Source organism: Beutenbergia cavernae DSM 12333, from assembly GCF_000023105.1.
In the GTDB taxonomy this organism is placed as follows: Bacteria; Actinomycetota; Actinomycetes; order Actinomycetales; family Beutenbergiaceae; genus Beutenbergia; species Beutenbergia cavernae.
Genome location: NC_012669.1, coordinates 3,143,581 through 3,157,804, shown reverse-complemented (window position 1 = coordinate 3,157,804; position 14,224 = coordinate 3,143,581). Strand labels below are relative to the sequence as shown.

General features: G+C 74.2%; 11 protein-coding genes. 1 reads left to right on the top strand and 10 read right to left on the bottom strand.

Features of this window, described 5'->3' with window-relative positions; genetic code table 11:
* The first annotated feature begins 207 nt into the window (after positions 1–207).
* On the top strand, positions 208–672 hold the full coding sequence (locus BCAV_RS14250) for a hypothetical protein (RefSeq protein WP_015883312.1): 465 nt from the start codon (positions 208–210) through the stop codon (positions 670–672).
* On the opposite strand, the gene BCAV_RS21690 is transcribed toward BCAV_RS14250, so the two are convergent.
* The 10 genes from BCAV_RS21690 to BCAV_RS14200 all read right to left on the bottom strand — a co-directional run bounded on the left by BCAV_RS21690 (position 673) and on the right by BCAV_RS14200 (position 14,211).
* A complete protein-coding gene (locus BCAV_RS21690; RefSeq protein ID WP_015883311.1) occupies positions 673–3,870 on the bottom strand; it encodes an FtsK/SpoIIIE domain-containing protein in 3,198 nt (1,065 codons plus the stop codon). It abuts the gene before it with no gap.
* A gap of 126 nt (positions 3,871–3,996) precedes the next feature.
* Positions 3,997–6,564, bottom strand: coding sequence for an ABC transporter permease (locus tag BCAV_RS14240; protein ID WP_015883310.1), 2,568 nt, complete (start codon positions 6,562–6,564; stop codon positions 3,997–3,999).
* Positions 6,564–7,370, bottom strand: coding sequence for an ABC transporter ATP-binding protein (locus BCAV_RS14235; protein ID WP_015883309.1), 807 nt, complete (start codon positions 7,368–7,370; stop codon positions 6,564–6,566). The genes BCAV_RS14240 and BCAV_RS14235 overlap by 1 nt, the downstream gene beginning before the upstream one ends.
* A 135-nt stretch (positions 7,371–7,505) precedes the next feature.
* Positions 7,506–7,733: a hypothetical protein gene (locus BCAV_RS14230; RefSeq protein ID WP_144016788.1), complete on the bottom strand. Its 228-nt coding sequence runs from the start codon at positions 7,731–7,733 to the stop codon at positions 7,506–7,508.
* Between the two features lie 174 nt (positions 7,734–7,907).
* Positions 7,908–8,603, bottom strand: a complete 696-nt coding sequence (locus BCAV_RS14225; RefSeq protein WP_015883307.1) for a response regulator — start codon at positions 8,601–8,603, stop codon at positions 7,908–7,910.
* A complete protein-coding gene (locus tag BCAV_RS14220; protein WP_245528852.1) occupies positions 8,600–9,913 on the bottom strand; it encodes a sensor histidine kinase in 1,314 nt (437 codons plus the stop codon). The genes BCAV_RS14225 and BCAV_RS14220 overlap by 4 nt, the downstream gene beginning before the upstream one ends.
* Before the next feature lie 136 nt (positions 9,914–10,049).
* The gene (locus BCAV_RS14215) at positions 10,050–10,820 is read right to left on the bottom strand and encodes an SOS response-associated peptidase (RefSeq protein ID WP_015883305.1); all 771 of its coding nucleotides are present in this window, start codon (positions 10,818–10,820) and stop codon (positions 10,050–10,052) included.
* Between the two features lie 115 nt (positions 10,821–10,935).
* On the bottom strand, positions 10,936–12,321 hold the full coding sequence (locus tag BCAV_RS14210) for an ABC transporter substrate-binding protein (RefSeq protein WP_015883304.1): 1,386 nt from the start codon (positions 12,319–12,321) through the stop codon (positions 10,936–10,938).
* Between the two features lie 11 nt (positions 12,322–12,332).
* Complete coding sequence (locus tag BCAV_RS14205; RefSeq protein ID WP_015883303.1) at positions 12,333–13,268, bottom strand: carbohydrate ABC transporter permease; 936 nt, start codon at positions 13,266–13,268, stop codon at positions 12,333–12,335.
* Between the two features lie 10 nt (positions 13,269–13,278).
* Positions 13,279–14,211: a carbohydrate ABC transporter permease gene (locus tag BCAV_RS14200; protein ID WP_015883302.1), complete on the bottom strand. Its 933-nt coding sequence runs from the start codon at positions 14,209–14,211 to the stop codon at positions 13,279–13,281.
* Between the last annotated feature and the right edge of the window lie 13 nt (positions 14,212–14,224).

Sequence of the window (14,224 nt, the reverse complement as noted above, 5' to 3'; positions counted from 1 at the left end):
CGCGCGTCGCTACACGGGATCCGGGCGGATCCGGGCGACTCGGGGGGTGTTTGCTGCACACCACTGTCACATGCGACTTCTGCGCACACAAGGGGTTACGCGCAAGTTTCACCCGCGTGACGGGTGAGGGCTTCGTCACACTGCGCCGGGTCGTGGCCTCGTCGTCGGGTCCGCGTCCACGGTGCGGGCCAGCCTACAGTAGTCGTCGTGCCCCCCGAACCACCTGAATCCGCCGATTCCGCGGCCGGGTCCGACGACGCCGGCCGACGGCGATCGTCGCTCGGATCGCTCCCTGTCCCGCTCCGCGTCGCGCTGCTGCTGCTGCTCGTCCAGGTGGCGGCCCTGACCGCGTTCGGCGTCCTCTTCGTGGTCGACCTCCTGCGCGGGGTGGGGGAGCCGCTCAGCGCCGTCGGCCTGGCGATCTTCTCTCTCGGGCTCGCGGCGCTGCTCGGTGCCGGCGCTCGCGCCCTCGCGCGCGGCCGGCGCTGGCCGCGGGGACCGGTGGTCACGTGGCAGCTGCTGCTCGCCGCCGTCGGGATCTCCCAGATCGGGGCCAACCCCGTGCTCGGCGGCGCCGTCGTCGTCCTGGGGATCGCCACGCTCGTCCTGCTGCTCGTTCCCTCCTCGCTCGCCGCGACGCAGGCGCGCGGGACGCCGTCGGCCCTGCTGTAGTCAGCGGCGCGATCCTCCGACGCGCGCGATCTGCACCGGCGACGCGCGCCCGCCGATGACCAGCACGCCCCGGCCGGGCAGGTGCCCGAGAACCGGGTCCCGGGCGGCCCTCGTGTCGACGCCGGCGGCGGGGGAGCCGGCCGCCGATCCGAGCAGGAGCACCGTCCGTGCGTCGCGGACGACGGCGAGCACCCCGCGATAGGAGGAGGCGGCTGCCTCGCCGGTCGTGACGACGACGCAGCGCTCTCGGCGGCCGGCGAGCAGGGTGGCGAGCGCGTCGGACACCTCGGGCAGGAGCGACTCGGCGTCGTCCACCAGCCACGTCACGCCGGGAGGCGAGTCGGGCAGCGTCTGCGTCCCGGGGTCGACGCGGACCACGCGGCGGGAGTCACCGAGCAGGTCGGCCACCATGTCGAGGACGCCCGTCCGGCCGGTGGCGGGCGAGCCGACCACGAGCCAGGGCCGGCCGGGCAGCAGCGGGACGCGGACGTGCCCTGCGTCGTCGCCGCCCACCCCGATGACGAGGCCCTCGCCGTCCGACGGCGGGAGCGCCGCCAGGTCGACGACGTCCGGCAGCGCATGCAGGCGCGGGGTCGCCGCACCGCCGCCGGTCGGCCACGCGCCGTCGTCGCGCACGACCTGCACGGCCAACGGGCCGTCCGGCCCGAGCAGCACCCCGCGCCCGGAGAAGAGGGCCACCCCCACGAGCTCGCGCGGGATCCCCGCCAGGGCCGCGCTCCCCGCGTCGCGGACCCCGAGCGCGAGGTGGTGGCGCACGAGAGCCGACCACCGGGTGCCGGGGGCCGCGCCGGCGACGGCGATCCGGAGCCCGAGGGACGCGGACCGGCGCAGCAGCGAGACGAGCCGGTCCGTGCCGGCGCCGGGGCCGCCGACGCGGTCGAGCGCCTCGGTCGCGGTCTCGACGTCGTCGACGACCAGGACCGTCCCCGGCCGCGCACCGCCGGACTCGAGCACCGTGACGAGCCGCGCGAGACGCCGCGGGTCCTCCGGCCCGACGACGGTGCCCAGCGTCGGATGGTCACCCCGCGCGAGCCCGACCGCCGGGCAGAGCCTCGCGAGGTCCCTGCCGATAACGTGCGCGTGGTCCCCGGCGCGCACGCGCGCCCCGAGCAGGCTGGCCAGGGCGGTGCTGCGCCCCGAGCCCGGTCCGCCGGTGACGAGCAGGGGTGCGCCCTCCCACGACCAGGTTCCGAGCCGTTGCTCCTCCGGGAGGTCGGTGACGAGGACGCCGGGCACGTCGGGTCGCCGCACGTCGACCGGCAGGGGAGGGGCCCAGGGGGTGCGCACGTCCACGAGCTCGCCGTGTCCGAGCTCGCCGGCGAGACGCGCCGCGTGCCGGACGGCGGAGGCGATCGGACCGCCGTCGTGCTCGCCGCCGCTCCACGCGGCCTGGATCTCGCTGAGCCCCGTCGTCCGGACCAGGGCGCGGCCGGGCGCGGCCGGCAGCTCGGCGGCGTCGGGAGCGTCGACGACGTCGAGGGAGTCGGCGGACGAGAGCACGCGCAGGCAGATCCGCACCCCGATGTTCGCGCGCATCTCGGCGGTGACGGCGCCCGCCGGGCGTTGCGTGGCGAGCACGAGGTGGATCCCGAGCGAACGCCCCTGCGCGGCGAGGCGGACGAGCCCGTCGACGAACCCGGGCAGCTCGGTGGCGAGGGTCCGGAACTCGTCGACGACCACGAGGAGGCGCGACACCCGCTCGGCAGGGTCGCGGGCCCGGTACTGCGGGAGGTCCCGCGCCCCGACCAGCGCGAACGCCCGCTCCCGGCGGCGCAGCTCCGCGCGGAGGCTCGCGAGCGCCCGGCCCGTGGCGGCGGCGTCCAGATCGGTGAGCACGCCCGTCACGTGCGGGAGATCGGCGACGGCGGCGAACGTCGCCCCGCCCTTGTAGTCGACGAGGACGAGCGCCAGGTCGCGCGGCGGGTGCGTGGCGGTCAGCGCGAGGATCCAGGCGAGCAGCAGCTCGGACTTGCCGGCGCCGGTGGTCCCGGCCACGAGGGCGTGCGGGCCGTCCGCGGCCAGGTCGAGGACGTGCGGCCCGTGGGCGCCCACCCCGATCGGCGCCGCCAATGTGCCGCTCGGGGAGCGCCACGCGGCGAGGACCTCCGGCCCGGTCCGTGCGCCGAGGAGGTCGGTGAGCGGGACGGTGGCGGGGAGCTCCGGTGCCGCGGGCCGGCCCAGGTGAGCGACGATCGCCTCCGCCCACCCGGCCGACACGCGGCGGACATGGCGTTCGCCGACCTCGACGACGCGGCCCGCGTCCGCCGGCACCTCGTGCCAGGACGACGCGACGAGGACCCGGGCGGTGCGCCCGGCGAGCCGGAGCTGGGCGTCCACCCAGCGGGCCATCGCCGCCACGGCCGCCGGTGCGCCCACGAGGGCGAGCGACGCGGCGTCGTCGAGCTCGATCGTCTCGGTGCCCACGTCCAGCATGCCGCTCGCCTCGGGGAGGGGTCCGCCGCGGACGGCGAGCAGCGCGAGCGCCGGCGGGTCGGGTGGCGCCGTCGGCGGGTCCGGCGTGGGCAGCTCGGGGTCGCGGCCGCGCTCACGCCGGTGCCCGACGACCGCGGCCACGACGGAGACCACGAGCAGCGCGGGCACGGCGACGAGCAGCGCCAGGCGCCACGCCGGGAGCGGCCCGGACCCGACGGAGGAGAGGAGCAACGGAACCGACATGAGGCCCATGAGCAGCGGCGTCACGAGGCGTGCCACGGGCAGTCCGGCGTCCGGGCGCGGCGGGTCGGGTGCCGCGCGGCCGGGGCGCGCGCGGACCTCGAGGCGAGAGCCCCCGGCGACGAGAACGGTGCCGGGCGGGACGATGCGCCAGGCGCGGCCGGCCCGGCGTCGGCGCGTGCGGCCCGGTGCCGGGCCGCGGCTCGTCGGCGCCGCCGCATCCGCGCGGCGAGGCCGGCGGGGCCGTCGCGGCGGGAGCAGCGCGCGGGTGCCGTTGGCGGAGGCGAGGTCCCGCACCTGGACCGCGTCACCGCGCAGGCGGACGGCGACGTGCCGCCGGGAGAGGGCGGGGTCCTCGAGCGTCAGGTCCGCGTCGACGCCCCGCCCGACGACCCGCGCCCGAGCCACGATCGGGAGGCACCACCCGACGTCCGGCCCGTCCACCACGGCCAGGTGCCAGGGCGTGCTCCAGCACGCGGGGAGGAGCGCCGCGGGGTTCGTCACGCCCGGATCGTCGCGCGCGGGAGCGGACGCGGACGGGGCGGGTGTGGACGACGGCACCCTCCGCCGTCGTCCACACCCGCCCCAGCACACCGGTCGCGCGCGGCGCGAACCGGGTCTCGCGGGCCGTCAGTCGGCCGCGAGCGCCGCCACCGGCGAGACGCGCGCCGCCGACCGTCCCGGCAGCACCGACGCCACGACACCGGCGACGGCGGCGATCGCGAGGACCGCCCCGATGTGCGCCCACGGCACGACGAGGTCGGCGGTGCCACCGAACCGCAGCAGCAGGACCCCGCCGATCCACCCGTAACCGAGGCCGAGGGCGACGCCGACCAGCGCCCCGACGAACGCCAGGAGGAAGCCCTCGACGGCGAGCGTGCCGCGCAGCTGCCGGCGCGTCAGCCCGAGCGCTCGCAGCAGCGCGTTCTCCCGGCGCCGCTCGATCACCGACAGCGCGAGCGTGTTGGCGACGCCGACCAGCGCGATGACGACGGCGACGGCGAGCAGCCCGACCACGACCGCCAGGAGCGTGTCGACGACCTGCTCGAACCCCACCCGCTCGACGGCGTTCCCGCTGACCACCGGTGAGGCGTCGGCGTCGGACGACACTGCCACCAGGGCGTCCGAGAGGTCGCCGGTGACGGTGCGCACGTCCGCGCCGTCGGCGATCCGCACCCAGAGCCGGTTCACGGCAGCGCCCGGCTGCAGCTCGTCGAGGACGTCCGGCGTGACGAGCGGCACCGCACCGGCGGAGTCGGCGACGACGACGCGGAGCGTGGCCTCGCCGCCCGCGCCCTCGAGCGTGAGCTCGTCGCCACCGGCGACGCCGAGGTCCGCGAGCCACCCCTGCGGGACGAGCACCGTGCCGGCGTCGAGCTCCGCGGCGGGCGAGTCCCGCACGGCGCCGTCGAGGTCGCCCGGCGCGATGCCGCGCACGGCGAGCTCGACGCCGTCACCGCTCGCTCCGACGGCCGTCACGACGACGCCCGTGAGCGGCGCCACGTGCGCGACGCCGTCGACACCGGCGACCGCTTCGATCTGGGCGTCGCTCAGGGGCGCCTCCTCGATCGGCAGCCCGACCTCGGTGTCGGGGTCCGACCCGATCGAGACGTCGACCGGGTAGCGGTCCGAGAGCGTCTCGCCCATCTGGGCGCGGGTCATCGCCGCCCCGGTCGCCATCATCGTGACGAGCGTGACGCCGATGAGCAGCGCCGTCGCCGTCGTCGCGCTGCGTCGCGGGTTCCGCCGGGCGTTCGTGGCGGCGAGCGCACCGGGGACACCGGCCACGCGGGTCGCGAGTCGGCCGAGAGCGCGCAGGCCGGCGGGCACGATCCACGTGGTGAGGAGGATGAACCCGAGGATCGAGATCGCGCCGCCCGCGACCCCGACGGCGAGGGAGAGCTCGTAGCCGATCGTCTCGCCCCCGGCGAGCGCGCCGACCATGAGGAGACCGCCGGCGGCGGCGAACGCCCATCCGGCCACGAGCCGCAGACGTCCGGCGCCACGTGCCTGGGTGAGCTCGACGGGACGCATCGCTGCCAGCGGGGGTACGCGCGTCGCGAGGCGGGCGGGTCCGGTCGCCGCGACGAGCGTGACGAGCGTGCAGACGACGAGGGGGACGGCCACGACCCAGGGCGTCAGCGTGACGGTGGCCGGGAGCGGGACGTCGAGGTCGGCCGCGCGCAGCAGCGTGAGCGTCACCTGCCCGAGACCGATCCCGAGCAGCACACCGACCGCCGAGGCGATGGCGCCCACGACCGCGGCCTCCTGCAGCACGGACCGGCGCAGCTGCGCGCGGGTAGCGCCGACGCACCGCAGCAGTGCCAAGGTGTGCGTCCGCTGGGCGACGAGCACGGTGAACGTGTTCGCGATGACGAGGCCGGCCACGAAGAGCGCGACGGCCCCGAACGGCAGGACGAGCATCGACAGGACGTCCTCGTCGCCGGTGAGGTCGCGGGCGAGCGCCGCCGCGTGCTCGTCCCGCGTCCGGACGTCGCCGGCCGGGAGGGCGTCGGCGATCGCCGCGCGCGCCTGCTCGACGTCGGCCCCGTCCGTCAGCAGCAGGCTCACCTGCACAAAGCTCGGCTCCTCGTCGGCGGCGGAGGCCCACGCGTCGAGCTGTGCGGGGTCGACGAGCGCCGTCGGCGTGCCGTAGCCGAAGCCCGTGCCGTCGGCGGCGATGCCGACGACCTGGGCGTCGCTCCGCTCGGGCACCCCTTCGCCGTCGGGCGTCCAGACCCGGAGGGTCAGCGTCACGTCGTCGCCGATCCCGACGTCGAGCCGGTCGGCCGTCGCCGCGGGCAGGGCCACCTGGCCGGCGCCGGTGGGCACCTCGCCCTGCTCGATCGTGTAGCCCGCCAGCCGCGGGTGCGACGCCACGGGCGTCGCGAGCACGCCCTCGCTGCGGCCCGAGCCGCCGACATCGACGTACATCTCCCGCCGCGGCTCGATCGCGGCGACGTCGTCGAGCGCCGCGAGGGCGTCGAGATCCGCCTGGGTCAGGGACTCCTGGTCGGCGACGACGACAAGGTCGGGGTCGCCGAGCGACGCGGTGGCGGCGTCGAAGCCGACCCGACGCATCGTCGCCGAGCTCAGGAGCATCGCGGCGATGAACGCGGCGCCCAGCATGATCGCGATGCCGACGGCGACGAGGCGGGGGGCGGTACGGCGCATCTGCGCCCAGGTCAGCCGCCCCATCAGTGTCGGCCGCCCGCGGCCTGCGCGACGACGTCGGCGCCGCGCAGAGCCTCCAGCCCGGTGAGCACGGACTCCGGCGTCGGGTCGGTGATCTCGCCGGCCACGCGGCCGTCGGCGAGCAGGACCACGCGGTCGGCGTACGCGGCCGCGGCCGGGTCGTGCGTGACCATGACGACCGTCTGGCCGAGCTCGCGCACGCTCCGCCGCAGGAACGCGAGGACCTCCGCGCCGGTGCGGGAGTCGAGGTTCCCGGTCGGCTCGTCGGCGAAGACCACGTCGGGCCGGGTGAGGAGTGCGCGGGCGATCGCGACCCGCTGCTGCTGCCCACCGGAGAGCTCGCTCGGGCGGTGCGTGAGCCGCTCCCGGAGGGCGAGGGTCTCGACGAGCGTGTCGAACCAGGCCCGGTCGACGTCGGCCCCGGCCAGCTCGAGCGGGAGGACGATGTTCTGCTCGGCGGTGAACATCGGGAGCAGGTTGAACGCCTGGAACACGAACCCGACGCGCTCGCGGCGCAGGAGCGTCAGGGCGGTGTCGTCCAGGCGAGTCAGCTCGGTCTCGCCGAGGAACACGCTGCCGGCCGTCGCGGAGTCGAGACCCGCTAGCAGGTGCAGGAGCGTCGACTTGCCGGAGCCCGACGCGCCCATGATCGCGGTGAAGGCCCCGGACGCGAACGTGACGTCGACGCCGTCGAGCGCCCGCACCTCCGTCTCGCCGCGGCCGTAGACCTTGTGCAGGCCCGCGGCGCGCACGGCGGGCACCGCGGCGGCTGGTCCCGTGGCGGGTGCGGGGGTGACGTCGATGGACATGTGCTGCTCCTCGGGAGACCTGGCGTGGTGACGGTCTCGACGGTACGGAGCGCGCGATCGGCCGGCGTCGGGCCGCGGGTGGGTCCGGGTGTCATCCCGTGGTGGGACGTGCCGGCGGGTGGGTCCGCCCGCCGGTCAGCGGCGTCGGAACCGCGCGGCGACGAACGGCCAGGCGAGCGCGACGACGGCGCACAGCGCCACGGAGCCCCAGAAGTTCAGCCCGAGCCTGCGCGCGACGACGTTGAGCACGATGACCACGACGATCGTGAGCACCATCTGGGTCGCCCCGAGCCGGAACAACGCCCGGTTGCTGGGTGCCTTCGGGGCGGAGGACGCCCGCGGCGCCGCTGAGGGCGGAGGCATCGAGGAGGAGCGTGGTGCGCGGCGGGCCGTCGTGATCGTCACGGGGCGCTCGGCGGGCGCGGACGGGTTGCGGTTCTCGAAACCCGACATCTGGGCCTCCCGGGCTCACGCGCGGCGGACCCACGCTCGTGTCAGAGCCTACCGGTGCCCGCCGCACGGTGGGCGACGACGGCGTCAGGCGCCCGGCGCCACGAGTCCGGTCTCGTAGGCGATCACCACGGCCTGCACCCGGTCGCGGGCGCCGAGCTTCGCGAGGATGCGGCCGACATGCGTCTTCACCGTCGCCTCGGCCACGAACAGGTCAGCACCGATCTCGGTGTTCGTCCGGCCGCGGGCGATGAGCACGAGCACCTCGCGCTCGCGCTCGGTCAGCGCGTCGAGCGCGGTCGTGGGCGTCTTCTGCTCGTCCGGCAGGACCGCCGCGAGGTGTTCGATGAGCCGCTTCGTCGACGACGGCGCGATGACGGCGTCGCCGGCGTGCACGGTGCGGATCGCCGCGAGCATCTCCTCGGGCGGCGTGTCCTTGAGCAGGAACCCGCTCGCGCCGGCCTTGATGGCCGCGAGCACGTACTCGTCGAGGTCGAACGTCGTGAGGATGACGATCTTCGGAGCCGTCCCGCCGGGCGGCGGTGACGCGAGGATGCGCTGGGTGGCGGCGAGGCCGTCGAGGGTGGGCATCCGGACGTCTATGAGGACGACGTCGACGTCGTGCGAGGCCAGCAGCCGGGCCGCCTGTGCGCCGTCGCCGGCCTCGAGCACGACCTCCATGTCCGGCTGCGAGTCGATGACGAGCGCGAAGCCCGCGCGCACGAGCTGCTGGTCGTCGACGATGGCGACGCGGATGGGCGGCGCGTCGGGGGTGCCTGTCACTGTCTCTCCTGCGGTGGGCTGCCGGGCGGGGCGACCGGGCGCGCGGGGTGGGTCGGCGCGTGGGTCGGTTCGAAGGGACGGTACGGCGTCGGCGGCACCGACCGCGACGGCAGGGGCAGCTCGGCGCGGACGCGGTAGCCCCCACCCGGTCGGGGACCGGCGGTGAGGGTGCCGCCGAACATCGTCGCCCGCTCCCGCATCCCGAGCAGGCCCTGGCCGGCGCCGTCGGACGACGCGGCCGCGCCGCGCCCGTCGTCGTCGATCTGCAGCACGAGGTGCGTCGCCGTCCAGGTCTGGAGGACAGTGACGCGCACGCCGGGGCCGGCGTGCTTGAGCACGTTGGTCAGCGCCTCCTGGCAGATCCGGTACACGGTGAGGCCGGCGCCCGGCGGCAGCGGCCGCGGTTGCCCCACACGGACGAGCGAGACGTCGACGCCGCTCGCGCGCACGTGGCCGATGAGCTCGTCCAGGTCGGCGTCGGCGGGCTGCGGGGCGACGGCGGCGTCGCCGCCGGGGCCGGACCGCAGGACGCCGAGGATGCGGCGCATGTCGGCGAGCGCGGCGCGCCCGGTCTCGCTGATCGTGGTCAAGGCGCGTGTCGCGGCCGCCGGGTCGTTCGCCGCCGCGTACCGCCCGCCGTCCGCCTGGGCGATGACGACGGATAGCGAGTGGGCGACGACGTCGTGCATCTCGCGGGCGATCCTGGCCCGTTCCGCGGCCGTCGCGATCTGCGCCTGCTGGTCCCGCTCGAGCTCGAGGCGCTCGGCACGTTCCCGCAACGACTCGACGCGCTGCATGCGCGACCGGCGCAGGAGGCCGAGCGCCCACGAGGCCACGACGAGCGAGGCGAGCCCCGCGAACGCCAGCAGGATGAAGAGCGACCACCCGACCGGGTCGGAGATCGGCGAGTCGAGGTAGCGCAGCGGCACGAGGAGCGACCCGAGAAGCGCCGCCCCGAGGGCAGTCCGGCGCGCCCAGAGCGGCCCGTGGACGGTCACGGAGTACACGCTCGCGAAGATGAGGACGTCCACCGGCAGGAGCGGCGAACCGAACGCGAAGTGCAGCAGCGCGAACGCGTCGACGGCGGCCGCGGACCAGACGGGGGAGCGCCGGCGGAACACCATCGCGACCGGCATGCCGACGCCCGCGAGGACGTCCCAGAACGACGACGACGTCCCGACTCCGAGCGCGATCGTCGCCAGTCCGAGCATGACGAACGCGCCGCCCGCGAGCAGCACGTCCACCGCGAGCTGGTTGCGGTCGAGCACGGCAACGGCCCCGGGTTCTCGGGCAGGCGCGGGCGTACTCACACGGGTGAGCCTAGGTTCGCGAGCCCGCATCGTCGTCCCACCGGGGGACGAGGCGGGCGTCAGACCGGCGGTGGAGGTGGCACCGCTGCGCGCGGAGCCGGCGTGGTGGCGGCTCTCGGCGCCGCGACGGCGCAGGTCAGACCGGGTCGACGAGCTCGGGGCCGTTGTTCCGGACCGAGCCGACGCGCGCCGAGACCTCGTACCACTCGAGCGGGGGAGGCGGTGTCTCGAGCAGGGCGAGCACCTCCGCCGGGTCCGTGAGCGCGGGGTCGAGCCAGGCCTCGACGACGTCAGGGGCGAGCACGGCGGGCTCCCGGTCATGGATCGCCTCGAGCCCGTCGCGGGCCTGCGTGGTCACGACCGTGGTGGACAGGACCCAGCGCGCCGGATCGTCGTCCGCCTTGGACCGGTCGCGCCAGAACGCGTACAGCCCTGCGAACGCGAGGGGAGCGCCGTCGGTGGAGTGGATGAAGAACGGAGTCTTCGTCGGCTTCCCGCCGCCGGCGGCCTCGTGCTTCTGCCACTCGAAGTAGCCGTCGGCGGGCACGAGGCAGCGCCGGGTGGCGAGCGACTTCGCGAACGCGGGCTTCTCCGCGAGCGACTCCAGGCGTGCGTTGAACATCCGGGAGCCGACCTTGAGGTCCTTCGCCCAGCCCGGCACGAGACCCCACCGGGCGAGGTGCATCTCGCGCGTGCGGTCCGTCCCGCCACCGGCGGCGCCGGAGCTGCCGCCGTCGTCCGCACCCTCGGGCGGCTTCGGGGCGCGATCCAGGATCGTGCGCACGCCGTCCGTCGGGGCCACGTTCCACGAGGGCTCGAGCTCCTCGGCGTCGTCCATGATCTCGTCGACGTCGAACGCGTCGGCCAGCTCCTGCGCCGCCCGGAACTGGGCATACCTCCCGCACATGCCCTCAGCCTTCCACGCCCCACCCACACCGTTCGCGAGAGGAAGTTTGCGCGACCGCGAGAGGAAGTCTGCGCAGACTTCCTCTCGCGGTCGCGCAAACTTCCTCTCGCGAAGGTCAGTCGTCGTCGAACAGGGCGTTGACCCGGTCGTTCGCGCCGACGAGGGTGTCCGGCTCGGCGTCGAACGCCATGACGCTGTCCAGCGCCGGCAGCATGATCGTGTCGATCTGCGCGAACCGGTCGCTGATCTGCGTCGGCACGGTCGTGCCGTCGTCGACGTGCACGGCGAACGCCTCGGCGTCGATCCCGAGGCCCTCGAACACCTCGATGGCGGTATCGGTCGAGGTCCTGATCGCCGGGAAGATGCGGCCGCTGTCCGCCATGACGTCCTGGCAGTCGGGGGAGCCGAGGTAGGACACCCAGCGCCACGCCTCGTCCGGGTTCGGGGTGCCCGACCAGATGGCGTCGGAGAGCCCGTTGAAGACCGACGCGCGCTGTCCGCTCGGCCCGATCGGCGTCGGCGCGACCTGCGCCTCGATGCCCGCCAGCTCGGAGACCGCACGGGCGTTCCAGGCACCCTCGACGATCATCGCGTACCCGCCCGCGCCCAGCGTCTCCATCTGGTTGACGCCGGACGTCGCCTGCGCCAGGGGTGGCATGTAGCCCTTCTCGATGAGCGAGCGCCACCACGAGATCGTCTCCGTGAACTCGTCGTCGCCGTAGTAGAACTCCGTGCCCCAGGGGTTCTGGTCGGCGTACTGCCAGTCGTTGCCGAGCGCGAACGGGCTCCACTGGGTCTGGCCGAACGCGCCCCCGGACCCGTTGAACCCGAGCCCGTAGGTGGCGACGTTGTCCGCGTCGAAGCCCTCCTGGTTGCCGCGGACGCCGTTCGCGTCGACGGTGAGCGCCGCGACGAGCTCCTCGAACGAGCCGCCGTCGGTCGGGTTCCACTCGAGCTCCCAGAGGTCCTCGGCGCTGTACCCGGCCTCCTCGATCATGGCCGTGTTGTAGAACAGCGCCTCGGTGTCCCAGTCCTTGGGGAGCCCGTAGAGCGACTCGCCGTCCGGCCCGGTCCACAGGCTCGTGAGGCCGTCCTGGTACTGGTCGAGGTCGACGCCGTCGGCCTCGACCCGGTCGGAGATGTCGAGGATCTGGTCGAGCACCACGAACTTCCCGAAGTGCGCGGTGTGGTCGACGAACACGTCCGGGGCGTTCTCGGCCACGAACGACGCCGTCAGTTGTGTCCAGTAGTCGTCCCAGCCGTACTGCTCGATCCGGATCTCGATGTCGTCGTTCGCCGCCTCGAAGTCGTCGGCGCACTGCTGGTACCCGGGCATCTGGCTCGAGTCCCACATCCAGTAGCGGACGATCGTGCGCCCGTCGCGGCCGACGTCGTTCGGCGGAGCGCATCCGGCGAGGACGGCTCCAGCGGCGGTCAGTGCCGCCGTGGCGGCGACGACGGCGCGGACGCGCGTCCGTGCGTGGGTTCCAGTTCTGGTCATGGCAGCCTCCCTCACTTGATCCCGCTGAAGCCGATGGAGTTGACGATGCGTCGCCCGAGCACGCAGAACAGCACGATGATCGGCAACGCGGAGACGAGCGTCCCGGCCATGAGGCCGGACCAGTCGGGCGTGCCGTTCGGCGTCTGCGACCGGAAGATGCCGAGCGCGACCGTGAGGACGCGCACGTTGTCCGCCTGCCCGACCAGCAGCGGCCACAGGTACTCGTTCCACGCCGCGATGTACGTCAGCACCGCGAGCGTCATGATCGGAGCCGAGCTCATCGGCACGATGATGCGCGCGAACACGCGAGCCCGACCCGCGCCGTCGATGAGCGCGGCCTCCTCGATCTCCCGGGGGATGCCGAGGAAGAACTGCCGGAGGAAGAAGATCGCGAACGGCGTCATGAAGAACGTCGGCAGCACGATGCCCGCATACGTGTTGAGCAGTCCGAGCTCCTTGACGAGCACGAAGTTCGGGATCGCCGTGAAGATGCCCGGCACCATGAGCGCGGAGAGGAACAGCGCGAACACGGCGTTCCGCCCGCGCCAGACGAGCCGGCTGAACGCGTACGCGGCCATCGCCGAGAACGTGATCTGGCCGACGGTGATGAGCGTGGAGACGACGACCGAGTTGCGCAGGTACACCCAGAAGTTGAGGGCGGAGCCGGCGCCGCCCTGGGCGAGGTTCTCCTCCAGCGTCGTCAGCCCGAAGACGCGGCGGAACGCGTCGAGCGTGAACCCGGCCGGCAGGAGGTTGCCGGGTTCGGCCGAGAGGACGCCGTTCGTCGAGAACGCCGTGCGCAGCATCCAGTAGAACGGCACGAGGGTCACGAGGAGGATGAGGACCAGGCAGATCCAGGCGACGACGCGCCCCGGCCTCGGGCCCCGCGGGCGGGGACCGGCGGACGTGTCGACGCCGGAGCCCGGCAGTGCTGTGGTGGTAGCCATCGTGGCCTCCTCAGTTCTCGTCCGACTCGCCGGCCCGCATGAGCCGGAGCTGGACGAACGCGATGGTGAACAGCAGGACGAACAGCGCCACGGCGAGCGCTGACGCGTAGCCGAAGTCCAGCTGCCCCCAGGCGAGGTCGTAGATGTACATGTTGAGGACGCGGGTCGCGTTCGCCGGACCACCGCCTGTGGTGACGGCGACCGTGTCGAACACCTGGAACGATCCGGTGATCGTCACGATGAGCACCATCGCGAGCACCGGGCGCAGGAGCGGGAGCGTGAGGGAGAAGAACTGCCGGAGCTCGGACGCACCGTCGACGCGCGCCGCCTCGTAGAGCTGCGGGTTGATCATCTGCATGCCGGCGAACAGCAGCAGCGCCGTGTAGCCCATGTGTCGCCACACGTTGATGAGAGCGATCGTCGGGATCGCGAGCGCCGGGTCTCCGAAGAACGCCATCCGGTCGAGCCCGATCGTGTCCAGCGCGACGTTCACGATCCCGATCTGGAAGTCGAGCATGAAGAACCAGACGAGCGCGATGATCACGTTCGCGACGAAGTAGGGCAGGAGCGCGATCCCGCGAATCACGGTGGACCGGGTCAACCGGTGGAGGAGGACGGCGATCGCGATCGCGACGAGCGTCTGGATGCCGATGTTCAGGAGCACGTAGTACGCGGTGACCCACAGCGCGTTCCAGAACAGCGGGTCGTCGAACATCCGCGAGTAGTTCTCGCCGCCCACCCACTCCGGCGGGGTGAGCACCTGGTACGTCGTGAAGCTGAAGTAGAGGCCGCGCAGCGCCGGCCAGATGTAGAACACGACGAGGCCGATCGCGGCCGGGACGAGAAACGCGAGCGCGATCCGCCAGTCGCTCCGCGGGCGCTGCTTCCTCGATGGTCGGGTGCCGGCCCTGGTCGAGGGAAGGGCCGAGGTCTGGACTGCCATGGTGCCTCCTGAC

Excerpts from the sequence above, each read along its gene's own strand:
- BCAV_RS14240 (WP_015883310.1), bottom strand. The coding sequence starts at position 6,564 with ATGGGGCGGCTGACCTGGGCGCAGATGCGCCGTACCGCCCCCCGCCTC.
- BCAV_RS14200 (WP_015883302.1), bottom strand. The coding sequence starts at position 14,211 with ATGGCAGTCCAGACCTCGGCCCTTCCCTCGACCAGGGCCGGCACCCGA.
- BCAV_RS14210 (WP_015883304.1), bottom strand. The coding sequence starts at position 12,321 with ATGACCAGAACTGGAACCCACGCACGGACGCGCGTCCGCGCCGTCGTC.
- BCAV_RS14235 (WP_015883309.1), bottom strand. The coding sequence starts at position 7,370 with ATGTCCATCGACGTCACCCCCGCACCCGCCACGGGACCAGCCGCCGCG.
- BCAV_RS14215 (WP_015883305.1), bottom strand. The coding sequence starts at position 10,820 with ATGTGCGGGAGGTATGCCCAGTTCCGGGCGGCGCAGGAGCTGGCCGAC.
- BCAV_RS14230 (WP_144016788.1), bottom strand. The coding sequence starts at position 7,733 with ATGCCTCCGCCCTCAGCGGCGCCGCGGGCGTCCTCCGCCCCGAAGGCA.
- BCAV_RS14205 (WP_015883303.1), bottom strand. The coding sequence starts at position 13,268 with ATGGCTACCACCACAGCACTGCCGGGCTCCGGCGTCGACACGTCCGCC.